23 protein-coding genes are annotated in these 24,510 nt (G+C 67.0%); 18 read left to right on the top strand and 5 right to left on the bottom strand.

Annotation, left to right across the window (positions count from 1 at the left end):
• Positions 1–75: 75 nt before the first annotated feature.
• Complete coding sequence (gene purM / locus AC3FKH_RS04360) at positions 76–1,128, bottom strand: phosphoribosylformylglycinamidine cyclo-ligase (RefSeq protein ID WP_488673236.1); 1,053 nt, start codon at positions 1,126–1,128, stop codon at positions 76–78.
• Positions 1,129–1,285: 157 nt separating this feature from the next.
• Here purM and AC3FKH_RS04355 point away from each other — a divergent pair, with 157 nt between their 5' ends.
• From AC3FKH_RS04355 to AC3FKH_RS04315, 9 genes are all read left to right on the top strand, one after another.
• A complete protein-coding gene (locus AC3FKH_RS04355) occupies positions 1,286–2,356 on the top strand; it encodes an AI-2E family transporter (RefSeq protein ID WP_488673234.1) in 1,071 nt (356 codons plus the stop codon).
• A 92-nt stretch (positions 2,357–2,448) separates the two neighbouring features.
• On the top strand, positions 2,449–3,156 hold the full coding sequence (hda, locus tag AC3FKH_RS04350; protein ID WP_488673232.1) for a DnaA regulatory inactivator Hda: 708 nt from the start codon (positions 2,449–2,451) through the stop codon (positions 3,154–3,156).
• 84 nt (positions 3,157–3,240) lie between these two features.
• Positions 3,241–3,915: a histidinol-phosphatase gene (locus AC3FKH_RS04345; RefSeq protein WP_488673230.1), complete on the top strand. Its 675-nt coding sequence runs from the start codon at positions 3,241–3,243 to the stop codon at positions 3,913–3,915.
• Between the two features lies 1 nt (position 3,916).
• Positions 3,917–5,425 (top strand): polynucleotide adenylyltransferase PcnB, encoded by a 1,509-nt coding sequence (gene pcnB / locus AC3FKH_RS04340; RefSeq protein ID WP_488673228.1) that lies wholly within the window; start codon positions 3,917–3,919, stop codon positions 5,423–5,425.
• Positions 5,422–5,949, top strand: coding sequence for a 2-amino-4-hydroxy-6-hydroxymethyldihydropteridine diphosphokinase (gene folK / locus AC3FKH_RS04335; RefSeq protein WP_488673226.1), 528 nt, complete (start codon positions 5,422–5,424; stop codon positions 5,947–5,949). The genes pcnB and folK overlap by 4 nt, the downstream gene beginning before the upstream one ends.
• 33 nt (positions 5,950–5,982) lie before the next feature.
• Positions 5,983–6,627 (top strand): deoxynucleoside kinase, encoded by a 645-nt coding sequence (locus tag AC3FKH_RS04330; protein WP_488673225.1) that lies wholly within the window; start codon positions 5,983–5,985, stop codon positions 6,625–6,627.
• Between the two features lie 103 nt (positions 6,628–6,730).
• On the top strand, positions 6,731–7,552 hold the full coding sequence (gene panB, locus AC3FKH_RS04325) for a 3-methyl-2-oxobutanoate hydroxymethyltransferase (protein ID WP_488673223.1): 822 nt from the start codon (positions 6,731–6,733) through the stop codon (positions 7,550–7,552).
• A 3-nt stretch (positions 7,553–7,555) separates the two neighbouring features.
• Complete coding sequence (locus AC3FKH_RS04320) at positions 7,556–8,254, top strand: ABC transporter permease (protein WP_488673221.1); 699 nt, start codon at positions 7,556–7,558, stop codon at positions 8,252–8,254.
• Positions 8,251–8,937, top strand: coding sequence for an energy-coupling factor ABC transporter ATP-binding protein (locus tag AC3FKH_RS04315; protein WP_488673219.1), 687 nt, complete (start codon positions 8,251–8,253; stop codon positions 8,935–8,937). Before AC3FKH_RS04320 ends, AC3FKH_RS04315 begins: the two co-directional genes overlap by 4 nt.
• A 21-nt stretch (positions 8,938–8,958) precedes the next feature.
• Here AC3FKH_RS04315 and AC3FKH_RS04310 read toward each other — a convergent pair whose 3' ends face one another.
• The 4 genes from AC3FKH_RS04310 to AC3FKH_RS04295 form a co-directional block, all read right to left on the bottom strand.
• On the bottom strand, positions 8,959–10,824 hold the full coding sequence (locus AC3FKH_RS04310) for a chorismate-binding protein (protein ID WP_488673217.1): 1,866 nt from the start codon (positions 10,822–10,824) through the stop codon (positions 8,959–8,961).
• Positions 10,825–10,933: 109 nt separating this feature from the next.
• On the bottom strand, positions 10,934–12,073 hold the full coding sequence (dnaJ, locus tag AC3FKH_RS04305; RefSeq protein WP_488673216.1) for a molecular chaperone DnaJ: 1,140 nt from the start codon (positions 12,071–12,073) through the stop codon (positions 10,934–10,936).
• Positions 12,074–12,241: 168 nt separating this feature from the next.
• Positions 12,242–14,182, bottom strand: coding sequence for a molecular chaperone DnaK (gene dnaK, locus AC3FKH_RS04300; protein ID WP_488673214.1), 1,941 nt, complete (start codon positions 14,180–14,182; stop codon positions 12,242–12,244).
• 205 nt (positions 14,183–14,387) lie between these two features.
• Positions 14,388–14,963: a cob(I)yrinic acid a,c-diamide adenosyltransferase gene (locus AC3FKH_RS04295; RefSeq protein ID WP_483730280.1), complete on the bottom strand. Its 576-nt coding sequence runs from the start codon at positions 14,961–14,963 to the stop codon at positions 14,388–14,390.
• 235 nt (positions 14,964–15,198) lie between these two features.
• On the opposite strand from AC3FKH_RS04295, the gene AC3FKH_RS04290 reads away from it, so the two are divergent.
• From AC3FKH_RS04290 to AC3FKH_RS04250, 9 genes are all read left to right on the top strand, one after another.
• On the top strand, positions 15,199–16,629 hold the full coding sequence (locus tag AC3FKH_RS04290) for an FAD-binding oxidoreductase (protein WP_488673212.1): 1,431 nt from the start codon (positions 15,199–15,201) through the stop codon (positions 16,627–16,629).
• Positions 16,630–16,634: 5 nt separating this feature from the next.
• Positions 16,635–17,525, top strand: a complete 891-nt coding sequence (locus AC3FKH_RS04285) for a LysR substrate-binding domain-containing protein (RefSeq protein WP_211945704.1) — start codon at positions 16,635–16,637, stop codon at positions 17,523–17,525.
• A gap of 444 nt (positions 17,526–17,969) precedes the next feature.
• Positions 17,970–19,490, top strand: a complete 1,521-nt coding sequence (locus AC3FKH_RS04280; RefSeq protein ID WP_488673209.1) for an FAD-linked oxidase C-terminal domain-containing protein — start codon at positions 17,970–17,972, stop codon at positions 19,488–19,490.
• Positions 19,491–19,504: 14 nt separating this feature from the next.
• Complete coding sequence (locus AC3FKH_RS04275; protein WP_488673207.1) at positions 19,505–20,425, top strand: ion transporter; 921 nt, start codon at positions 19,505–19,507, stop codon at positions 20,423–20,425.
• 15 nt (positions 20,426–20,440) lie between these two features.
• Positions 20,441–21,544, top strand: coding sequence for a glycolate oxidase subunit GlcE (gene glcE, locus AC3FKH_RS04270; protein ID WP_488673205.1), 1,104 nt, complete (start codon positions 20,441–20,443; stop codon positions 21,542–21,544).
• Positions 21,545–21,587: 43 nt separating this feature from the next.
• Positions 21,588–22,841, top strand: a complete 1,254-nt coding sequence (gene glcF / locus AC3FKH_RS04265; protein WP_488673204.1) for a glycolate oxidase subunit GlcF — start codon at positions 21,588–21,590, stop codon at positions 22,839–22,841.
• A gap of 96 nt (positions 22,842–22,937) precedes the next feature.
• Positions 22,938–23,321, top strand: a complete 384-nt coding sequence (locus AC3FKH_RS04260; RefSeq protein WP_488673202.1) for a CidA/LrgA family protein — start codon at positions 22,938–22,940, stop codon at positions 23,319–23,321.
• The gene (locus AC3FKH_RS04255) at positions 23,318–24,043 is read left to right on the top strand and encodes an LrgB family protein (RefSeq protein WP_488673200.1); all 726 of its coding nucleotides are present in this window, start codon (positions 23,318–23,320) and stop codon (positions 24,041–24,043) included. Before AC3FKH_RS04260 ends, AC3FKH_RS04255 begins: the two co-directional genes overlap by 4 nt.
• An 85-nt stretch (positions 24,044–24,128) precedes the next feature.
• Entirely contained in the window at positions 24,129–24,500 is a 372-nt protein-coding gene (locus tag AC3FKH_RS04250) for a VOC family protein (RefSeq protein ID WP_211945710.1), read from the top strand.
• Positions 24,501–24,510: the final 10 nt, after the last annotated feature.

Raw genomic sequence — 24,510 nt, 5'->3', positions numbered from 1 at the left:
GGCACATGCAATGCATGTGCCCTTTCGCATCTCACCGTCGCCATGCCGGAAACCCGGCAGAGGACGAGCCGGTCGTCAGACCACCACGGTCTGCGCCTGGCCTTCCGCGCGCTCGCGGATCTCGCCGATCTGCCACACGGCTTCGCCGGCAGCCTGCAGATGACGGATCGCACGTTCGGCATCTTCCTTAGCGACGATCACCACCATGCCGACGCCGCAGTTGAACACGCGATGCATTTCGTCGTCCGCCACGCGGCCCTGCGACTGCAGCCACTGGAACAGCGGCGGCAGCGTCCAGGCGTCGCGGTGGAGCACGGCCGTGGTGTTCTGCGGCAGCACGCGCGGCACGTTTTCGGTCAGGCCGCCGCCGGTGATGTGGGCCATGCCCTTGACCGGCAGCGTTTCGATCAGCGACAGCAGCGGCTTCACGTAGATATGCGTCGGCGCCATGATGGCGTCCTGCAGGCGCTGGCCGTGGAAGTCGGCGTTAAGGTCCGGCTTGGCCACTTCAATGATCTTGCGCACCAGCGAATAGCCGTTGGAGTGCGCGCCCGACGAAGCCAGGCCCAGCACCACGTCGCCCGGGGCAATGGTGGTGCCGTCGATGATCTTGCGCTTTTCCACCGCGCCGACCGCAAAGCCGGCCAGGTCGTATTCGCCGTCCGGGTACATGCTCGGCATTTCGGCGGTTTCGCCGCCGATCAGCGCACAGCCCGACAGTTCGCAGCCGCGGGCGATGCCCTGGATCACGGTGGCGGCGGTGTCCACGTCGAGCTTGCCGCAGGCGAAGTAATCGAGGAAGAACAGCGGCTCGGCGCCCTGCACCAGGATGTCGTTGACGCTCATGGCCACCAGGTCCTGGCCCACGGTGTCGTGGCGGTTCAGCTGGAACGCCAGCTTGAGCTTGGTGCCCACGCCGTCGGTGCCCGACACCAGCACGGGCTCCTGGTACTTCTTCGACAGTTCGAACAACGCGCCAAAACCGCCGATGCCAGCCATCACGCCTTCGCGCATGGTCCGCTTCGCAAACGGCTTGATGCGGTCGACCAGGGCATCGCCAGCATCGATGTCAACACCGGCATCGCGGTAGGAAAGGCCTGCCTGGCCAGCGGTCGGGGAAGCGCTCATGGGAACCTGCTTGTGTCAGAGGAGATAAAGTGGTGAATTCGCCGCTCCGGCGGCCCCGGCAGCAGCAGGGGGCGGGCGCGAGTCCAGTAGAATCGCGATTTTAACGGATACAGGCGCCCGGCTACCAGTTTCGCCATTCCATCCTATGCGCCCACCGATGAACGCTCCCCTGCTGAACCAAGAGACCAAGCGCGTCCTGCTGTGGATTGTGGTCGCCGCTGGCCTGTTTGCGGCCATCGTCGCGCTTGCGCCGATCCTGACGCCGTTCCTGCTCGCGTTCATCTTTGCGTACATCCTGACCCCGGGCGTCGATTGGCTCCAACGCCGGCGCATACCGCGCGCCATCGGCGTGACGCTGATGATCCTGCTGCTGCTGGTGATCGGCGTGGTGCTGGTACTGCTGCTGATCGCCGTGCTCCAGCGGGAAATCCCCCAGGTCCGCGAACAGTTGCCGGTGCTGCTGAAGAAGCTCAACGCCGTGGTCGCGCCGCGCCTGGCCGACTTCGGCGTGCGCGTGCGCTTCGATTTCCCTGGCCTGCGCAGCATGCTGTCGGACCGTTTCTCGGCCAGCCCCGAAGACCTGCTGGCGGTGTTCCTGAACTATGCCAAGGTCTCGGGCTCGGCCCTGATCGAAGTGGCTGGCCTGCTGTTCATCATTCCCATCGTCATGTTCTACCTGATGATGGACTGGCACATGGTGATGCGGCGCATCGAAGGCCTGGTGCCGCGCCGCTGGGTGCCCAAGGTGCGCGAACTCACCAGCGAGACCGACGTGCTGCTGTCGCAGTACCTGCGCGGCCAGATCCTGGTGATGGTGATCCTGGCCTCGATCTATTCGATCGGGCTGACTGTTGCCGGCTTTGACGTCGGCGTGCCCGTGGGCGTGTTCACGGGCCTGGCGGTCTTCATTCCCTATATCGGCTTCGGCGTCGGCCTGGTGCTGGCGATCCTGGCCGCGCTGCTTCAGTTCGGCGACTGGTACGGGCTGGCAGCGGTCGCAGTCGTGTATGGCATCGGCCAGTTCATCGAGAGCTTCTACCTGACGCCGCGCCTGGTCGGGGAGCGCATCGGGCTGCACCCGCTGGTGGTGATCTTCGCCCTGCTCGCCTTCGGCCAGCTGTTCGGCTTCTTCGGCGTGCTGCTGGCGCTGCCGACTTCCGCCGTATTGCTGGTCGGGGCCAGGCAGCTGCGCCGCGTGTACCTGGCCAGCGACCTTTATCGGAAATAACAGAAGCAACGGGAAAAATGACGGACAATAGTCGGCTTGAGCCGATTCCAAGCGCACCGCGCGAGCTGTCCCCAGCAAGCAAGCCATACGTCATGTCCCCGCGTCCCAAGCAACTTTCGCTCGAGCTTGGCAGCCCCCCGCCTTCGACCTTCGACAATTTCGTCGTGGCTTCGAACCGCGAGGCGGTGCAGCGCCTGCACGACCTGCCCAATGCGGTCGCGCAGGAGCGCGCCGTGGACCGGCTGGTTTACCTGTGGGGCGAAGTGGGCTGCGGCCGCACGCACCTGCTGCACGCCGTGTGCGAAGCCACGCCGCAAACCGGCATCAACTGCCGCTACCTGAGCCCGCACCACCCGCTGTCGGACTTCCTGTTCGATCCGGCCTGCCAGCTCTATACGGTGGACGATGTCGACCTGCTCGACGAAGCGCGCCAGATCGCGGTGTTTTCGCTCTACAACGAAGTCCGGGCGCACGTGCGTACCGCGCTGGTCGTGGCCGGGGGCCTGGCGCCGCGCGCGATGCCGGTGCGTGAAGACCTGCGCACCCGGCTGGGCTGGGGCCTGGTCTACCAGGTGCAGCCGTTGTCGGACGAAGACAAGATGTCAGCTGTGCTGCAAGCGGCACGCGAGCGCGGACTGCAGCTTTCCCCGGAGATCACCCACTGGCTGGTGACCCGCCATTACCGCGACATGCCCAGCCTGATGGCGCTGCTCGATGCGCTCGATACGTACTCGCTGGAGCGCAAGCGCCCGGTGACCTTGCCCCTGCTTCGCGAAATGTTCGCGGAGTTCCGGGAATAATCGCCACTTGCTTCGTTCCGGCCGGAGCGGTCGCGCGGGTCACGTTGCCGACCGGTCTCCTCCCTTAAGGTAAAATCGCGCCCCATGAATCTGGCACTCTTTGATCTCGACCATACCCTGATCCCGACTGACAGCGACCACGAATGGGGCCGCTTCCTGGTGCGCCAGGGCGTTGTGGACGAGGAATCCTACCGCAGCAAGAACGACGAGTTCTACGGCCACTACAAGGCCGGCACCCTGGATATCCAGGCTTTCCTGCGCTTTGCGCTGGCGCCGCTGGCCGCCAACTCGCGCGACCGGCTCGACGCCCTGCGCCAGCGTTTCATGCATGAAGTGATCGACCCCGTCATGACGCCGCAGGCCCGCGCGCTGGTCTACAAGCACCTGGAAGCCGGGGACCTGTGCGCCGTGGTCACGGCCACCAATAGCTTCGTCACGGCGCCGATCGTGGCGGCGTTCGGCATCAAGCACCTGATCGCCACCGAACCGGCAACGGTCGACGGCAAGCCGGAAAGCCAGTTCACCGGCGAGGTCGACGGCGTGCCGAGTTTCCGCGAAGGCAAGATTACCCGCGTCGACGCCTGGCTGAAGAGCCAGGGCGCGCACTGGAACGATTTCGGCACCACCTACTTCTACAGCGACTCGGCCAACGACCTGCCGCTGCTGGAAAAGGCCAGCGAGCCCATCGCCACCAACCCGGATGATCGCCTGCGCGAGCATGCCGCTGCCGCGGGCTGGCGCATCATGGATCTGTTCTGACGTGATCAAGAAGCTCATCAACCGCCTGCTGGGCAATCCTGGCCCCAAGCAGCGCCGCATCGGCCGCGCCCACACGCCGCGCATCGTTACCGTGGAAGAGCACCGCATTGACCCGACCCTGCTGTCGCGAAATGCCGTGAAAGTCACTTCCACGTTGCAACAGGCAGGCTACCAGGCGTTTATCGTCGGCGGCGCGGTGCGCGACCTGCTGCTGGGCATCAAGCCCAAGGATTTCGATGTCGCCACCAACGCCACGCCCGAGCAGGTGCAGGCGCTGTTCCGGCGCTCGCGCATCATCGGGCGGCGCTTTCAGATCGTCCACGTGACGTTCTATGGCGGGCGCGAGCAGGAGATCATCGAAGTCTCCACGTTCCGCGCGCTGGTCGATGCCGTGGCCAGCGAAACGCTGCCCGAAGGCCGGCGCCTCAAGCGCTCCGAACTCGACAGCAAGACCCACGCGATCGATGCCTCGGGCCGCGTGCTGCGCGACAACGTGTGGGGCTCGCAGGCTGAAGACGCGGAACGCCGCGACTTCACCATCAACGCGATGTACTACGATCCGGCCGCGCAGACCGTGCATGATTACCATCACGGCATGGAAGACATCCGCGCGCGCACGCTGCGCATGATCGGCGACCCGGTCACGCGCTACCGCGAGGACCCCGTGCGCATGCTGCGCGTGGTGCGATTCGCGGCCAAGACCGGCTTCGGCATCGACGAGGCCACGCGCGAGCCGATCGAAGGCCTGGCCACGCTGATCCACAACGTGCCCAGCGCGCGCCTGTTTGACGAGATGCTCAAACTGTTGATGTCCGGCCACGCCTGGGCATCGCTGCAGGAACTGCGCAAGGCCGGCCTGCACCAGGGCCTGCTGCCGCTGCTGGACGTGGCGCTGGAGCAGCCCATGGGCCAGCGCTTCGTGCAGCTGGCGCTGGACAACACCGACCGCCGCGTGCAGTCGGGCAAGCCGGTGTCGCCGGGCTTCCTGTTCGCCGCGCTGCTGTGGCACCACGTGCTGCAGCACTGGAATGCCGAACGCGCACGCGGCGAGCACCCGATCGCGGCGCTCAACACGGCCATGGACGCCGTGCTGGAAAAGCAGACCGGCCAGCTGGCAATCCAGCGCCGCTTCGTCACCGACATGCGCGACATCTGGGGCATGCAGCCGCGTTTCGAGAAGCGCGTGGGCCGCATGCCGTTCCGCCTGCTGGAGTCGCCGCGCTTCCGCGCCGGTTTCGACTTCCTGCACCTGCGCTGCCAGTCCGGCGAAATGCCGGAGGAACTGTCGCGCTGGTGGCAAGATTTCCAGGACGCCGACCCCGACGAACGCGAAGGCCTGATCGACGGCGCACGCACGCCGCGTGGCACGGCGGCCGAGGGCGAGGGCCCGGCACGCAAGAAGCGCCGCCGGCGCAGTCCGCGGAAATCGGATAAAGTTTCTTCCCGGAGCGACACGGAAGCGGGGCAGGAAGTCCATGCCGGCCGCGACCAGCCGGAGGAACATCAATGAAACTCGCCTTCATCGGCATCGGCGCCAACCTGGGCGATGCCCGCCAGGCGCTGAAGGACGCCATCGTGTGCCTGGCCCAGCAGGTCGGCATCACGGTGCTGGCACGGTCCTCGCTGTACCGGACCGCGCCCGTCGATGCCGGTGGCGACGACTACTACAACGCGGTGGTCAAGGTGCAGACCTCGTTCACCGCCGCGCAACTGCTGCGCATCTGCCACCACATCGAAGACCAGTTCGGCCGCGAACGCCCGTTCCGCAACGCGCCGCGCACGCTGGACCTCGACCTGCTGGTGTTCGGTGACGAGCAACACGACGACGAACAGCTCACCGTGCCGCATCCGCGTGTCACCGTACGCGCCTTCACGCTCGTGCCGCTGCTCGAACTGGCCCCCGATCTCGTGATCCCCGGCATGGGCCCGGCGATCGACTACCTCGCCGGTGTCGGCGACCAGCGCATCGAGAAGGTTTCCTCCTGCAAGTGCCTGCGGGCGCTGGCAGCCGGCAACGCCGGCACCGGCGGCTGAGCCGCGGGGCCGCACGCCCGCGCTGTCAACGATATGCTCGAACATCTGCGCCGCATCGTGGTGGAAGGTCCGGTCGGCTCCGGCAAGACTGCGCTGGCCCAACGCCTCGCGCACACGCTGCACGCGACGGAGCTCCTCGACGGCGTCCGCGCCACCCCCTTCCTGGAACGCTTCTACCGCGAACCCGCCCGCTACGCGCTACCGCTGCAGCTGACCTGCCTGAACAAGCGCGCCGACCAGCTCCAGCAATGGCAGAACGCCCTGCTGGCCACGCAGCGCATGGTGGCCAATTTCCTCTTCGCCCGGGACCGCCTGTACGCTTCGCTGACGCTGCCCGAAGACGAACTGGCGCTCTATGACGCGATTGCCGCACGGCTGCAGCTGCCGCCGCAGCGCACCGACCTGGTCATCATGCTGCAAGCGACGCCGACATTGCTGCGCGAGCGCATCGCCCGCCGTGGCGCGCCCGGCGAGGCCACCGGCATCGACGAGTCATACCTGCAACGGCTCACGGACGCCTACGGCGAACTGTTCCATCGCTACGACGAAGCCCCGGTGCTGATCGTGGATACCGCCCATTTCAACCCGGTGGACAACGATGGGGATTTCCGTACACTACTGACGCGCATCGAGAACATGCGCGGCCGCAGGGCCTTTCTCAACCTGGCTGCGCCCTGACCGCAGCCGGGCAGCCGAGCGATGCCCGGGGCGGTACATAACCATAACGACAGCCGTGCCGGCCGCTACACGCCGAGCACCTCTCTCCTGACTCGTCACTGCCATGAGCTACCTCCTCGACCCCACCCGCAAGACCGTCACCATCACCCGTCTGCAGGCCATGCGCGACGCCGGTGAAAAAATTGCCATGCTGACCGCCTACGACTCCAGCTTCGGCGCACTACTTGATTTTTGCGGCGTGGAAGTCATCCTCGTGGGCGATTCGCTCGGCAACGTGATGCAAGGCCAGCAGACCACGCTGCCCGTGACGCTGGAGCACATGGCCTACCACACCGAATGCGTGGCACGCGCCAACCAGACCGCGCTGCTGGTGACCGACCTGCCCTTCGGCACCTACGGCACGCCGGAAATGGCCTTTGCCAGCGCGGTCGCGCTGATGCGCGCGGGCGCCCACATGGTCAAGCTCGAAGGCGGCGACTGGCTCGCCCCGACGGTCAAGTTCCTGGTCGAGCGCAGCATCCCGGTGTGCGCCCACATCGGCCTGACGCCGCAGTCGGTGCACGCGTTCGGCGGCTTCAAGGTACAGGGCAAGACCGACGAAGGCGCGGCCCAGCTCAAGCGCGACGCACTCGCGATGCAGGAGGCCGGCGCGCAGATCGTGCTGATGGAGGCGGTGCCCGCCACGCTGGCCGGCGAGATCACGCAGCAGCTCAAGGTACCGACCATCGGCATCGGCGCCGGTGCCGAGTGCTCCGGACAGGTGCTGGTGCTGCAGGACATGATCAACGTCTACCCCGGACGCAAGGCCAAGTTCGTGCGCAACTTCATGGAAGGCCAGACCACGATCGAAGGCGCCATCCGCGCCTACGTGGCCGCCGTGAAGGACGGCAGCTTCCCCGCAGCCGAGCACACCTTCTCCGCCTGACCGGTGGAGATCGGCGCCGCCACGCTGGCCGCGTTCCGCCTGCTCGCGAGCGGCGACGCGGCGCTCTGGTTCATTGTCTGGACCTCGCTGATGGTGGCGGTGCTGGGGCTGGCCATCGCCACCGCCCCCGCGGTGGGCGCGGCGTGGCTGATCGCCACGCATCAGTTTCCGGGCCGCCGCGCGATGGTCGTGGTGGCGCAGGCCTTCCTCTCGTTTCCGACCGTGCTGGTCGGACTCATCCTCTACCTGCTGCTGACGCGGCAGGGCCCGCTGGGCAGCCTGGCGCTGCTGTTCACGCCGGCCGGCATGGTGCTCGGGCAGGCGGTGATCGGATTTCCCGTGATTCTCGCGTTCTCGCTGTCAACGCTGCAGGGCGCCGATCCGCGCCTGCGCGAAACCGCGCGCGTGCTGGGCGCGGGGCGCTGGCGCACGTTCGTCACGGTTGTCCGGGAATTGCGTTTCGGGCTGATGGCGGCAATCGTCGCCGGCTTCGGCCGCGTCATTGCCGAAGTCGGATCGGCGCTGATGATCGGCGGGAATATCGAAGGCTCGACGCGCACCATCACCACGGCGATCGCGCTGGAAACCAGCAAAGGCGAATTCGCGCAGGGGATCGCACTCGGCATCGTGCTGGTGGCGCTGGCGCTGCTCGTGAACATTGCCCTGTCTTGGCTACAAGGCGCGGGAGGCTTTCGCCGATGAATGTCCCGACCATGCCATTGCTGACCGTACGCGGACTGTCGCGCCGCATCGGCGCGCGCCGGCTGTTCGAGATCGGCGAACTGGCCTTTCCGCGCGCCGCGGCTATCGTGCTGACGGGGCAGAACGGCGCGGGCAAGACCACGCTGCTGCGCATGGTCGCCGGTCTTGAACCTGCTCCCGGCGCCACCGTGCACTGGACCGATGGCGATGCCGCCGCACGCAGTGCACCGCTCGATCCGCTGCCGCGCGACCTGCGCACGCGCATCGCCTATCTGCATCAGCACCCTTACCTGTTCCGCACATCCGTGCGCGAGAACATCGCCTACGGCCTGCACGCGCGCGGCCTGCCGCAGCAAGAGATGACGCAGCGGGTGGACGAGGCGCTGGCGTGGGCTGGCGTCGCGCACCTGCAGGACACCGCGCCCGAGCGCCTGTCTGGCGGAGAAGTCCAGCGCGTCGCGCTGGCGCGCGCCAAGGTGCTGGAGCCGGAACTGATGCTGCTCGACGAGCCCACTTCCAGCCTGGACGGCCAGGCCCGCGAACAGGTCATTGCGCTGGTGCGCGAACTGGCGGCCGAGGGCCGCACCGTGGTGATGATCTGCCACGACCGCGACCTGATCAATTTGCCCGGCGTGGTGCGGTGGAAGCTGGGGGATGGGGTTCTGGATACGCAGCATCGGTAGCACTGCGATCGCCATCCCCTTCTAGCGCAACGTCGCCCGCATCGCTCCACGCAGCGAATTCACTGCAACGATCGCCTGCGCACGCATTAGCATCGCGCGCGTCACGGTGCCCTCGCGCGCGGGGCCATCAAGCAGGGCATCGCCCTGCTCCAGCACCACGGCCCGCATCACGCCAGGCAGGATGTCCGCGCTTAGCGGCGGCGTCAGCCATTCGCCATCGACCTTGACGAACACCGAGCTACGGCCACCTTCCAGCAATTCGCCGCGCGTGTTGAAGAACAGCCGATCGAAGCAGCCTTCCCGTTCCGCTGCCTGCCAGCCGGCGTCGTAGATCGCGCGCTCGCTGGTCTTGTGCCGGCGCAGGGGATCGGCATCCGGCAGCGGTTCAACCGCGCAATCAAGCATGGCGGTCTGCGCAGCCAGCGGCTGCAGTGCACCGCTGGCGAATACAAGCTTGCCGGCCTTGTCGACGCTCATCCGCAAGCGCCAGTTGCCGGCGCCAAGACGCGCGGCCTCGGCGTCGACAGCGGCGCTCGCTGCCGCGCGGTCGAAGGCAAACCCGAACGTCGCCGACGATAAGGCCAGGCGCGCCAGATGCCGGTCAAGGCGCAGGCAATGGCCGTCCTCGACACGCAAGGTCTCGAACAGCGTGAAGCCCGGATCATGACGGGTCACGAAGCGCGCCTTCCAGCCGCATTCGGCAAATTCGTCCGCCGCCACGCTGTCATGCACGATGCCGCCGCCTACGCCCATCTCGCCGGTCCGCAGCCCGTCAGGCGCCAGTGGCGACAGCGCCAGCGTACGGATGGCCACCGACATGGCGAAGCGGCACAAGTCGTGATCGCCGGCGGCCGGCGCGTCCAGCCAGCCGATCGCGCCCGTATAAAGTCCGCGCGGCGCGGATTCCAACTCGGCAATGATCTGCATGGTGCGCCGCTTGGGCGCGCCTGTGATCGACCCGCACGGAAACAGCGCGCCGAACAATTCGCCAAAGCGCGTATCCGGCCGTGCGGTCGCCGTGACGGTCGATGTCATCTGCAGCACCGCACCGAATGGCTGCACGACGAAGCGGTCGGGCACCGTCACGCTGCCGGGCTGCGCGATGCGGCCCAGGTCATTGCGCAGCAGGTCCACGATCATCACGTTCTCGGCGCGGTTCTTGGCATCGGCTGCGAGTGCGGCGGAAGCTTGCGCGTCCATTTCCGGATCACCGGAACGCGGCGCGGTGCCCTTCATCGGGCGCGTGACGAGGCGGCCCTCGCCGTCGTGCTGGACGAACAACTCTGGCGACAGCGACAACACCCAGGCATCGCCCGGCAGGCAGGCCAGCACGCCGAACGGCACAGGCTGCGCGGCGCGCAAAGCGGCATAGAGCGCACGCGGGTCACCGAAGGCGGAGAACGCCAGCCGCTGCGTGAAATTGACCTGGTAGGTATCGCCAGCCTCGATCCAGGCGTGGATGCGCGCGATCGCGGCGTCGAAGGCTTCGCGCGGGGTATCGCCGGTGATGTCCATGAGCCCGGCCGGCGCTTGCGCACCGGGGGGCGGAAGCCAGGCGCGAACGGCATCGACGTCCAGGCGCTGCATCTCGCGGAACCACAGCAAGCGCACGGCGCCGTCATGGAACGGCAGCCTGTTGTCCGTATGTGCAGTAGCACCGACCAGCGCGCCGCCGAACTCGTAAGGCGCGAACAGCGTGGCATGCCAGCCTTGGCGCCAGCCTTCGGCAAGGAGGGTGTCGAGTTCGGCGGGATTGCTGCCGGCTGGCAGCAAGTCTTCGCGGGCCAGACCGGTGTACAGGCGCGAGGCTGCTTCGCCTGGCGGCGCGCCAGCATCGTCCAGCAGTACGAAAGATTCGGGATTGGGGCAGGAATGCGGGGAAGGCACGGCGGAAGCGGGGGAAAACGCAGCGCCTGCATTATGCGCTGCCGGCCCGCATCGCGGGCACAAAAGCAAACCGGCCACGCGCTTGCGTGGCCGGTTTGCCGGGGTTGGCTTAGCTGAAGAAGCTCTTCACCTTGTCCAGCCAGGACTGCTCCTGCGGACTGTGGCGCGAGCCGCCTTCATGGACCGAGCGATCGAACTGGCGCAGCATGTCCTTCTGCGCATCGGTCAGCTTGACCGGCGTTTCCACGGCCACATGCACGTAGAGGTCGCCCGGATAGCCCGAACGCACGCCCTTGATGCCCTTGCCGCGCAGGCGGAAGGTCTTGCCGGACTGCGTCGCCTCGGGCACCGGGAAGGTGGCCTTGCCGTTCAGCGTCGGCACTTCCAGGTCGCCGCCCAGCGCCGCGGTGGCGAAGGAAATCGGCATCTGGCAGTGCAGGTCGTCGCCATCGCGCTCGAACACCGGGTGCGCCTTGATGTGGACTTCCACATACAGGTCGCCCGGCGGGCCGCCGTTGATGCCCGGCTCGCCGTTGCCGGACGAGCGGATGCGCATGCCTTCGTCGATGCCGGCCGGAATCTTCACTTCCAGCGTCTTCTGCGACTTCAGCTTGCCCTGGCCGTGGCACTTGGTGCAGGGCTTCGGGATGAACTTGCCGCTGCCGTGGCACTTCGGGCAGGTCTGCTGCATGCTGAAGAAGCCCTGCGATACGCGCACCTGGCCGGCGCCGTGGCAGGTCGGACAGGTTTCCACGCTCGAACCGGGCTCGGCGCCATTGCCGTGGCAGTGGTCGCACTCGTCCCAGTGCGGCACGCGGATCTGTGCCTCGTGGCCGTGCGCGGCCTGCTCCAGCGAGATTTCCATGCTGTAGCGCAGGTCGGCGCCGCGATAGGCCTGCGGGCCGCCGCCTCCGCGGCGCCCGCCGCCGCCCTGCTGGCCGAAGATGTCGCCGAAGATATCGCCAAAGGCCTCGGCAAAGCCGCCGTAGCCCTGGCCGCCGCCGAAACCGCCGGCCATGTTCGGATCCACGCCGGCATGGCCATACTGGTCGTATGCTGCCTTTTTCTCCGCATCGGAAAGCATCTCGTAGGCCTCTTTGACCTCCTTGAATTTTTCCTCGGATTCCTTGCTGTCCGGATTGCGGTCCGGGTGGTATTTCATCGCGAGCTTGCGATAAGCCTTCTTGATCTCGTCGTCGCTCGCGTTCTTGCCTACCCCGAGCACTTCGTAGTAGTCACGTTTTGCCATGGTGGCTCATTACCTTTTGGCCCGGAACCGCCGCTGCAGCGGCTCCCGGCGAATAGCAAAAAAGCCGAGCGAGGCATCCGACGGCGGTTTCCCGCTGGGTCCGATGTCCGTCGCCCGGCGTCGGGACGGGGCGGCGCCGGCGCATGCCCGCGCCGCCGCCCTTCCCGATTACTTCTTGTCGTTGACTTCCTTGAACTCGGCGTCGACCACGTTATCGTCCTGCGGCTGGGCCTGCTGGGCACCGGCGCCTGCGGCACCCGCCGCGCCCTGCTCGCCGGCCTTGGCCTGCATGTCGGCGTAGACCTTCTCGCCCAGCTTCTGGCTGACTTCCGACAGCGCGGCAACCTTGGCGTCGATCTCGGCCTTGTCGCCACCGCGAGCGGCGTCTTCCAGTTCCTTGACCGCAGCTTCGATCTTTTCCTTCTCGCCGGCTTCCAGCTTGTCGCCATATTCGGTGACAGCCTTCTTGGTCGAGTGGATCAGCGCGTCGGCCTGGTTGCGGGCGTCAGCCAGCTCGCGGGCCTTCTTGTCTTCCTCGGCGTTGGCCTCGGCGTCCTTCACCATGCGCTGGATCTCGTCTTCCGACAGGCCCGAATTCGCCTTGATGGTGATCCGGTTTTCCTTGCCGGACGCCTTGTCCTTGGCGCCCACGTGCAGGATGCCGTTGGCGTCGATGTCGAACGACACCTCGATCTGCGGCGTGCCGCGCGGTGCCGGCGGAATGCCTTCGAGGTTGAACTCGCCCAGCAGCTTGTTGCCGGTCGCCATTTCGCGCTCGCCCTGGTAGACCTTGATGGTCACGGCCGGCTGGTTGTCGTCGGCGGTCGAGAACACCTGCGCATGCTTGGTCGGAATGGTGGTGTTCTTCGTGATCATCTTGGTCATCACGCCGCCCAGGGTCTCGATACCCAGCGACAGCGGCGTCACGTCCAGCAGCAGCACGTCCTTGCGGTCGCCCGACAGCACCGAACCCTGGATCGCGGCACCGACGGCCACGGCTTCGTCCGGGTTCACGTCCTTGCGCGCTTCCTTGCCGAAGAACTCCTTGACCTGTTCCTGCACCTTCGGCATGCGGGTCATGCCGCCGACCAGGATCACGTCGTCGATGTCGCTGACCTTGACGCCCGCATCCTTGATCGCGGTGCGGCACGGCTCGATGGTGCGCGTGATCAGCTCCTCCACCAGGGATTCGAGCTTGGCGCGGGTCATCTTCAGGTTCAGGTGCTTCGGACCCGAGGCATCGGCCGTGATGTACGGCAGGTTGATCTCGGTCTGCTGCGAGCTCGACAGTTCGATCTTGGCCTTTTCAGCGGCTTCCTTCAGGCGCTGCAGCGCGAGCACGTCCTTCGACAGGTCGACGCCCTGGTCCTTCTTGAACTCGGCGATGATGTAGTCGATGATGCGCTGGTCGAAGTCTTCGCCGCCCAGGAACGTATCGCCGTTGGTCGACAGCACTTCGAACTGCTTCTCGCCGTCCACGTCCGCGATCTCGATGATCGAGATGTCGAAGGTACCGCCGCCGAGGTCATACACGGCGATCTTGCGGTCGCCCTTCTCGTTCTTGTCCAGGCCGAAGGCCAGCGCGGCCGCGGTCGGCTCGTTGATGATGCGCTTGACTTCCAGGCCGGCGATGCGGCCGGCGTCCTTGGTGGCCTGGCGCTGCGAGTCGTTGAAGTACGCGGGCACCGTGATCACGGCTTCGGTCACCGGCTCGCCCAGGTAGTCCTCGGCGGTCTTCTTCATCTTGCGCAGCACTTCGGCCGACACCTGCGGCGGGGCCAGCTTCTGGTCGCGCGCGCCAACCCATGCGTCGCCGTTGTCGGCCTTGACGATGGAATACGGCATCAGGCCGATGTCCTTCTGGACTTCCTTCTCTTCGAACTTGCGGCCGATCAGGCGCTTCACGGCATACAGCGTGTTGCGCGGATTGGTCACGGCCTGGCGCTTGGCCGGCGCACCGACCAGGATCTCGCCGTCTTCCATGTAGGCGATGATCGAGGGCGTGGTGCGGGTGCCTTCCGAATTTTCGATGACCTTGGGCGTGTTGCCTTCCAGGATCGCCACGCAGCTATTGGTGGTACCGAGGTCGATACCGATGATCTTTCCCATTTGTTCTCTCCTATTGAGCCATCGCCATCCGCGCGGCTGCAATTCATCCTGAGTGCGAAATGTGGCCGTCCAAGGCCATTTCAAGGGCGGAATCTGCAAATCCGAGTAATTTTCTCGGCTACTTCCATCCGGTCAACGGCGCGCCCGCGTCCGGCCTTGAACAATCCGTACCGGCAGCGATTTTTGAAGCCAAAAAAGCAGATCTTCAGTCACTTTTATCCGAAGAATTCGCCGTATCGCGTCCGCGCTGCCACAGCACGTCGCTTCCCCCATCGACACGGTTCAGCACCCGGGCCAGCACGAACATCAGGTCCGACAGCCGGTTCAGGTACTGGCGTGGCGCTTCATTGAGCGCCTCCGTGGCGCCCAGCGCGACCAGCGCCCGCTCGGCGCGCCGGCACACGGTGCGACAGATATGGGCCTGCGCGGCGGCCCGGCTGCCGCCCGGGAGGATGAATTCGGCCAGGCGCGGCAGCCCCGCGTTGTAGTGAGCCAGCCAGGCGTCGAGCTGCGCCACCTGCTCGGGCTTGAGCAAGGTGTAGCCGGGGATGGAGAGTTCGCCACCAAGGTCGAACAGGTCATGCTGGATATGCAGGAGCGCGTCACGCACGTCGGCCGGCAGCGTTTCGGTGAGCAGCACGCCGATCTGCGAATTGGTTTCGTCGACGTCGCCGATGGCGGCGATGCGCAGGCTGTCCTTGCCCGTGCGGCTGCCGTCGCCGAGGCCGGTGGTGCCGGCGTCGCCGGTGCGGGTGGCTATCTTGGACAGGCGGTGGCCCATGCCGGTCTCCTCTGGAAGTCTTGGGGATGGCGCGCATTATGGCGTGCTTTGCCGCCCGCGCGAACGCCGGGCGTCCGCTCGTCCCGATCCAGGGGAAGGGGTGCATCAGGCGCCGCGCGGCGTAGAATGGCGGCATTCCCCAATCAACAATCGGGTCGCGCCCCATTCCGCCGCCGACACCCGCCGACGGTTCCGGAGACTGGCCGCACGCCGCAGCGACCCGCCGGAGACCTGCATGAACCACCCCACGCCACACGCCGCCCTGGCACGCCGCCCCTTGCCGCCCGCCCTGCGTGACGCGCTGCAGGCCCGCTTCGGCGACCGCTTCTCGACGTCCGCCGGCGTCTGCGAACACCATGGCCGCGACGAATCGCCGTTTCCGCCGGCGCTGCCGGACGGCGTCGTGTTCGCCCACAGCACCGAGGAAGTGGCCGAAGTCGCGCGCCTGTGCAACGCGCACGGCGTGCCGCTGATTCCCTACGGCGCAGGCTCCTCGCTCGAAGGGCACCTTCTGGCCGTGGCCGGCGGCATCAGCCTGGACCTGTCGCAGATGAACCGGGTGCTGGCGATCCAGCCAGAAGACCTGACCGTGACCGTGCAGCCCGGCGTTACGCGCAAGCAGCTCAACCAGGAGATCAAGGACACGGGCCTGTTCTTCCCGATCGACCCGGGCGCCGACGCGTCGCTGGGCGGCATGTGCGCCACGCGGGCCTCCGGGACCAATGCGGTGCGCTACGGCACCATGCGCGAGAACGTGCTGGCCCTGACCGTGGTGACCGCCGACGGGCGCGTGATCCGCACCGGCACACATGCGCGCAAGTCGTCGGCGGGCTATGACCTGACGCGCCTGTTCGTCGGCAGCGAGGGGACTCTGGGCATCATCACCGAGGTCACCGTACGCCTGTACCCGCAGCCCGAGGCGATTTCCGCCGCGGTCTGCGCGTTCCCGAGCATGGGCAGCGCCGTGCAGGCCGTGATCCAGACCATCCAGCTTGGCGTGCCCATTGCGCGCGTGGAGTTCGTCGATGCGCTGGCCATCCGCGCCATCAACCGGCACGACAACCTGACGCTGCCCGAAATGCCGCACCTGTTCTTCGAGTTCCACGGCACCGAGGCCGGCGTGCGCGAGCAGGCCGAGACCGTGCAGCAGATCACGGCCGAGCATGGCGGCCAGGACTTCGAATGGGCCACGCGGCCGGAAGACCGCAGCCGCCTGTGGAATGCGCGCCATACCGCCTACTTCGCCATGCTGCAGCTCAAGCCGGGCTGCCGCGCGGTGACCACCGACGTGTGCGTGCCGATCTCGCGCCTGGCCGATTGCGTGGCCGAGACCGAGCAGGACCTGATCGCCTCCACGCTGCCCTGCCCGATCGTCGGCCATGTCGGCGACGGCAATTTCCACGTAGCGATCCTGGTCGATCCCGACAAGCCGGAAGAGATGGCCGAGGCCGAGGACATCAACCGCCGCATCGTCGAGCGCGCGCTGGCGATGGGCGGCACCTGCACCGGCGAGCACGGCGTGGGCCTGCACAAGATGGATTTCCTGGTGCGCGAGCATGGCGAAGACGCACTCGACCTGATGCGCGTGATCAAGCAAGCGCTCGACCCCAACGGCATCCTGAACCCGGGCAAGATCTTCCACTCCGTGCGCGGCCCGGGCGGCTGAGCGGGATGGCATCGATGTTCAACCGCGTTCCGCCGCTGCACCTGCTGGTCGCTTTCGAGGCCGCGGCGCGCCTGGGCAGTTTCGCGCGCGCGGCCGAGGAGCTGTCGGTCACGCCCAGCGCGGTGTCGCACCGCATCAAGAACCTGGAAGAACTCTGGGGCGAAGACCTGTTCGTGCGCTCCAACGCCGCGCTGCGCCTGACGGCGGCCGGCACGCGCTACCTGCGCAACGTGCAGGACGCGCTCAAGTCGCTCAACGAACTGGCGCGGCCCGAGTACAACAAGCTGCGCACGCGCCTGCGCGTGGCGATCCCGCCGACCTTCGGGCGCCAGCACCTGGTGCCGCGCCTGCCCGAATTCGGCGCGCTGTACCCGCATATCGATATCGAGCTGCACCTGGCCATTCCGTTCCTGGACGTGAAGGCCGAGGACAGCGATGTCGAGATCCGCTATGGCACCGGCCGCTACCCGGACCTGAAGACCACCCGGCTGCTGGTCGAACCCGTGTTTCCGGCTTGCGGGCGCGAGTACTACGAGCGCGTCAACGGCCGCGCCATCACCAGGCCCGAGCACCTGCACGGCCTGGTGCTGCTGCGCAGCCCGCTGGAGCCCTGGAAGCCGTGGTTCGAGACTGCCGGGCTGGATTGGCCCGAGCCGCAGACCGGCCCACAGTTCAACGATATCGGCCTGATGCTGGAAGCGATCGCCTCGAACCAGGGGGTGGCGCTGGTGCGCCAGCGCATGGCGCGGCACTGGCTGTCGCTGGGGCAGATGGTGCGGCTGCTCGATGTCGAATCGGTCTCGCCGCATGGGTATTACATCGTCGAGCGCGAACATGCGCCGCTCAAGCCCGAGGCGCGGTATTTTGTTGACTGGCTGTTGAGTCTGGACTGGTAAGGACGCGTGGGCACTGTTGCAAATTGTCTGGCTTCACTGGATTGCGGGGATTAGGGTTGGAGTGGGCGGCTGGGGTGTCGTGCTTGGCGGGCGCTGCTGTTCCGCCGGCGTAGCCGGCGGGTCACTTTTTGTCCGAGCGACAAAAAGTAACCAAAAAACGCGTTTTCCTGCGGGCATAAGCCCAAGCTCGTAGGGACCACCTCCTTCGAAATCGCTGAACTCTGAGTGGCCCCCCTTTGGATAGTTTGTGGCTCACGATTGGGCATAGCCTTTTCATTGCCGTTAATCCCCGGACACGGCCAGCCCGCATGATGAGCATTTTTGATCGGCCCGGCGCGCCGAATTCACGTACCCCGATGCGCTCGCGGCGCAGGCGCTGCGCTATAGTCACCCGTCCCCTCCGGCCCGCGCCGGCTTGGCCGACAGGCCCCCACAGGAGTTGCCATGAATGCCCCGCACGAAGCCCCACTGAGCGCCAGCGCCAGCCCCGGCAGTCACGGCGCCGACGACGGCCGCCGCAGCGCGCTGCTGGCGGGCCTGGCGCAGATCCTTCCGGATGCCGCGCTGCTGTGGAAACCGGAAGACACCGTTCCCTATGAGTGCGATGGCCTGGCCGCCTACCGACAGGTGCCGATGGCCGTGGCCCTGCCCGATACCGAGGAACAGGTCTGCGCGATCCTGCGCCTGTGCCACAAGCTGGGCGTGCCGGTGGTGCCGCGCGGCGCCGGCACCAGCCTGTCCGGCGGCGCCATGCCGATCGCCGAAGGCCTGGTGCTGTCGCTGGCCAAGTTCAAGCGCATCCTGAAGATGGACCCGCTTTCGCGCACCGCCGTGGTCCAGCCCGGCGTGCGCAACCTGGCCATCTCCGACGCGGCCGCGCCGCATAACCTGTACTACGCGCCGGACCCGTCCTCGCAGATCGCCTGCACCATCGGCGGCAACGTCAGCGAGAATTCCGGCGGCGTGCACTGCCTGAAGTACGGCCTGACCGTGCATAACGTGCTGCGCGTGCGCGCGGTGACGATGGAAGGCGAGGTCGTGGTGTTCGGCTCCGAAGCGCCGGACGCGCCAGGCCTTGACCTGCTGGCCGCGATGATCGGCTCCGAAGGCATGCTCGGCGTAGTGACCGAAGTCACCGTGCGGCTGATCCCCAAGCCGCAACTCGCGCAGGTGATCATGGCCTGCTTCGACGATGTGGAGAAAGGCGGCAACGCGGTGGCCGCGATCATCGCGGCCGGCATCATTCCGGCCGGCCTGGAGATGATGGACAAGCCCGCCACGGCCGCCGTGGAGGAATTCGTGCACGCGGGCTACGACCTCGACGCCGCCGCCATCCTGCTGTGCGAGTCCGACGGCACGCCCGAGGAAGTGGCGGAGGAAATCCAGCGCATGAGCGACGTACTTACCGCCTCCGGCTGCACGCGCATCGTGGTGTCGCAAAACGAGGCCGAACGCCTGCGCTTCTGGAGCGGACGCAAGAACGCGTTCCCGGCAGCCGGGCGCATCTCGCCCGACTACTACTGCATGGACGGCACCATCCCGCGCAAGCACATCGGCACGCTGCTGCGGCGCATCGAGGAAATGGAGCGCAAGTACGCGCTGCGCTGCATCAACGTGTTCCATGCCGGCGACGGCAATATGCATCCGCTGATCCTGTTCGATGGCGCGGACCAGGACGAATGGCACCGCGCGGAACTGTTCGGCTCCGACATCCTGGAAGCCTGCGTGGAACTCGGCGGCACGGTCACCGGCGAGCATGGCGTGGGCGTCGAGAAGCTCAACTCGATGTGCGTGCAGTTCTCGCGCGCCGAGTGCGATGCCTTCTTCGGCGTCAAGGCCGCGTTCGACCCGGCACGCCTGCTGAACCCGGACAAGGCCATTCCCACGCTCGCGCGCTGCGCCGAATACGGCAAGCTGCACGTGAAGAAGGGCTTGCTGCCCCACCCGGACCTGCCCCGCTTCTGAACGGCACGCCAGCCATGCCGCCACGCCAGACCAACGAGACCCTGCGCCAGCGCCTGGGCCGGCCCGAAACCGGCTGGCGCGAGCGCTGGTACACGATCATCTTCGAGGCCGACACCCGCGAAGGGCGCGCGTTCGATATCACGCTGCTGTTCGCCATTGTCGCCAGCGTGCTGATCGTGATGGTCGACAGCCTGCAGGGCGTGAACGAGCACCTGCGCCGCCTGTTCACCGTGCTCGAATGGATGTTCACGCTGCTGTTCACGGCCGAGTACGTGATGCGCATCCTGGTGGTGCGGCGGCCGTTGCGCTATGTCTTCAGCTTCTTCGGCGTGATCGACTTTATCTCGATCATGCCGACGTGGCTGGCGTTCTTCCTGCCGGAGCTGGCGTTCCTGATCGACGTGCGGCTGCTGCGCCTGCTGCGCGTGTTCCGGATCCTCAAGCTCACGGTGTACTTCGAGGAAGCCGAGATCCTGTACCGCGCGCTCGCCAACAGCCGCCGCAAGATCTTCGTGTTCCTCGGCACGGTGTTCATCATCACCGTGATCCTGGGCACCATCATGTATGTGGTGGAAGGCCCGCAGCATGGCTTTACCAGCATTCCCGTGAGCATGTACTGGGCCGTGGTGACGCTGACCACCACCGGCTTCGGCGACATGGTGCCCAAGACGCCGCTGGGGCAGTTCATTACGTCGCTGACGATCCTGCTGGGCTACGGCATCATCGCCTTCCCGACCGGCATCGTCGGCGCCGAGCTGGCGGCCAGCATCATGAAGCGCCCGCTCACCACGCGCAGTTGCACCCACTGCCTGACCGAAGGGCATGACCCCGACGCGGCGTACTGCAAGCATTGCGGCAGCGAGTTGCCCGAATACCAGAATGATCGCCCGGAGGTCCCGGGCGGCCCCGCCGGCCGACGCCGCAAAGATACCTGACCGAACCGGAGCCACATGCAAGCCACTCTCGACTCCTTCCGCGATGCCGTGCGGCATGCCACCGAGACCCGCACGCCGCTGCGCCTGCGCGGCGGCGGCAGCAAGGACTTCTACGGCCAGGCCATGGACGGCCAGCTGCTGGATACGCGCGCGCATCGCGGCATCGTCGAATACGATCCGGCCGAGCTGGTCATCACCGCGCGCTGCGGCACGCCGCTGGCCGAGATCGAGGCCGCGCTCGCGGAAAAGCGCCAGATGCTGGCCTTCGAGCCGCCGCACTTCGCGGCTGCGGGCCAGCCCAGTGCAGCCACCTTCGGCGGCGCCGTGGCCGCCGGCCTGTCCGGCCCGCGCCGGCAGTCGGTCGGTGCGCTGCGCGATTTCGTCCTCGGCGCGCAACTGATGGACGGCCACGGCGAGGTAATGAACTTCGGCGGCCAGGTCATGAAGAACGTCGCGGGCTATGACGTGTCGCGGCTGCTGGCGGGCTCGCTCGGCACGCTCGGGCTGATCCTGGAAGTTTCCGTCAAGGTGCTGCCGATCCCGTTCGGCGATGCCACGCTGCGCTTCGCGATGAGCCAGGCCGAGGCCATCGACCGCCTGAACCAGTGGGGTGGCCAGCCGTTGCCGATTGCGGCATCGGCGTGGCACGAAGGCGTGCTGCATGTGCGCCTGTCCGGCGCCACCGCCGCGGTACAGGCCGCACGCGCACGGCTCGGCGGCGAGGCCATCGGACAGGAAGAAGGCGTGGCCCTCTGGCAATCGCTGCGCGAGCAGACGCATGCGTTCTTCGCCCCGGCGCTGCAGGGACGCGCGTTGTGGCGCCTGGCGGTGCCGCCAACCTCGGCGCCGCTGGACCTGCCCGGCTCGCAACTGGTCGAATGGGGCGGCGGACAGCGCTGGTGGCTGCCCGATGCCGGCCCCGACGGCAACCATGCCGGACTCGTGCGCGGCATTGCGCAGGCGGTCGGCGGCCATGCAACGCTGTTCCGCAACGGCGACAAGTCGGCGGGCGTGTTCACGCCACTGGCCTCGCCGCTGGCCGCGATCCACACGCGGCTGAAGGCCAGCTTCGACCCGGCCGGCATCTTCAACCCGCAGCGCATGTACCCCGGCCTCTGAGCCGCGCGCCCCGTTCAACGCCAAGGCAACCACACCCCACACCATGCAAACGACCCTGGCCGATTTTCTGCGCAATACGCCCGAAGGCGAAGAAGCCAAGTCCATCGTCGGCAAATGCGTGCATTGCGGCTTCTGCACCGCCACGTGCCCGACGTACCAACTGCTCGGCGACGAACTCGACGGCCCGCGCGGGCGTATCTACCTGATGAAGCAGGTGCTGGAAGGCAATGCCGTCAGTGAAAGCACGCGGCTGCACCTGGACCGCTGCCTGACCTGCCGCAACTGTGAATCGACCTGCCCGTCTGGCGTGCGCTACGGGCGGCTGGTCGATATCGGCCGGCAGGTGGTGGACGACCAGCTCGAAGCGCGCGGCATCCGCCGCCCCGCACGCGAACGCGTGGCGCGCTGGGTGCTGCGCGAAGGCCTGACGCGTCCGGCGCTGTTCGGCACGGCACTGAAGCTCGGGCAGATGGTGCGCCCGATGCTGCCGGCCACGCTGCGCAGCAAGGTGCCGGAACTGAGCAAGACCGCCGATCCCGGCCAATGGCCGCGCACCGCGCACGCGCGCAGGATGCTGTTGCTCGACGGTTGCGTGCAGCCTGCGATGTCGCCCAACATCAATGCCGCGACGGCGCGCGTGTTCGATCGTGTCGGCGTACAACTGGTGGTGGCGCGCGAAGCCGGTTGTTGTGGCGCGATCCGTTTCCACACTGGCGATCACGATGGCGGCCTCGACAATATGCGCCGCAATATCGATGCATGGTGGCCGCATATCGAAGCAGGCGCGGAAGCGATCGTCATGACCGCATCGGGCTGCGGCGCGATGGTGAAGGACTACGGCCACCTGCTGCGCAACGACCCGACGTATGCCGAGCGCGCGCGCCGCGTCTCGGCACTCACGCGCGACCTCTCGGAGATCCTGCCCGACTTTGCCGATCCGCTGCATGCGCTCGCCGGCGCGGTACCGCGCGACGGCCGCCGCGTGGCCTATCATCCGCCGTGCACGCTGCAGCACGGCCAGCAGATTCGCGGCAAGGTCGAAGCGCTCTTGACCGGCCTCGGCGTGGAAGTCAAACTCTGCGCTGACAGCCACCTGTGCTGCGGTTCGGCGGGCACGTATTCGGTGCTGCAGCCGGAACTGGCCTACCGCCTGCGCGACGACAAGCTCGCCAAACTGCAGGCGACCCAGCCCGAAGCCATCGTGTCGGCCAATATCGGCTGCATCACCCACCTGCAAGGCGGTACCGAAACGCCGGTCATGCACTGGATCGAACTGGTGGACAAGATGCTGGGCTGATCCCCGGCCACCCGGCCACGCGTCGGGGCGGTGTGGTTGTCGCCCCTCTCCCGCTTGCGGGAGAGGGAAGAAACCGCATCACTCACAACGCGCCCCATGCTCCAGACCTTTGCCATCCTCCTGGTTTTCCAATCCGTCGGCGAGGTGATCAGCTACGCGCTGCACCTGCCGGTGCCCGGCCCCGTGCTGGGCATGATCCTGCTGTTCGGCTGGCTCGTCTTCGACGACCGCCTGCTGCCCATCATCCAGGGCACCACCAGCGAACTGCTCAAGCACCTGTCGCTGCTGTTCGTGCCGGCCGGCGTCGGCATCATGGTCCATGCCAGCCGCATCGAAGGCGAATGGTTTCCGATCCTGGTCGCGCTGGTGGTATCGACGTGGCTGGCCATCGCCACCACCGCCGTGGTCACGCGCATGCTGATGCGCAAGCCCGCCGAACCGGTGCCGCAGGCCGCGGACCACAGCGGAGAACAGGCATGATGACGCCCCGCCTCAACGAGATCTGGGTCTACCTGGCCGCGAGCCCGCTGGTGGGGCTGACCGCCACGCTGCTGGCCTACGTCTTCGCGTTCCGCATCTATGAGCGCTCGCGCTTCTCGCCGCTCGCGAATCCGGTGATGATCGCCGTCGCGCTACTGGTCACCGTGCTGACCGTTACCGGCACGCCGTACAAGACCTACTTCGACGGCGCGCAGTTCGTGCACTTCCTGCTCGGCCCCGCCACCGTGGCGCTTGCCGTGCCGCTCTACCTGCAACTGCCCAAGCTGCGCACGCACGTGTTCCCGCTGCTGATCGGGCTGGTGGCCGGATCGCTGGTGGCCGTGGTATCGGCCGTTGGCATCGCCTGGATGCTCGGCGCCTCGCGCGAGACGGTGCTGTCGCTCGCGCCGAAGTCGGTGACGATCCCGATCGCGATGGGCGTGGCCGAGAAGATCGGCGGCCTGCCATCGCTCACCGCCGTGCTGGTGATGGCCACCGGCATCATCGGCGCCGTCAGCGCGACCAGCCTGCTGAACCTGCTGCGCATCCGCGACTACACCGTGCGCGGCTTCGCCACCGGCGTGGCGGCGCATGGCATCGGCACCGCGCGCGCGTTCCAGGTGAACCAGGAGGCCGGCGCGTTCGCCGCGCTGGGCATGGGCCTGAATGGCGTGCTGACCGCCATCATGGTGCCGGTGCTGGCGGCGTGGATGCCGCACTGACCCTGCTGCCAGGCTCCTGACAGGACGCTGTCAGCAGCCCGCGCGCATGATGCGGACTCCTTTCCCCGTGACCCAGGAGTCCATCATGAGCAATGGCCTGATCAACTGGCTTGAGATCCCCGTCGACGATATGAAGCGTGCGATTCACTTCTACGAGCAGGTGTTCGAAACGACGCTTCGCCGCGAAACCATGAGCCAGGTCGACATGGCGGTGTTCCCGAATCCCGACCCCGGCGGCGCGCTGGTAGCCGGCGAAGGCTACCGGCCCAGCCAGCACTATGGCCCGGTGCCCTACCTGCATGCGCCGGGGCTCGACGCCCTGCTCCAGCGCGTGGCCCATGCCGGCGGCAAGACCGTGTTCGGCCCGCTGCAGCTGCCCGGCGACATCGGCCGTATCGCGCATATCGCCGACAGCGAAGGCAACCGCATCGGCCTGCACGAGCCGATCGCGGGCTGAGGCCGCGCCG

Source organism: Cupriavidus sp. 21MJTG02-4 (assembly GCF_057798975.1).
Note: the sequence above shows the minus strand (reverse complement) of the source record. Positions and strands in the feature narration are given on the sequence as shown.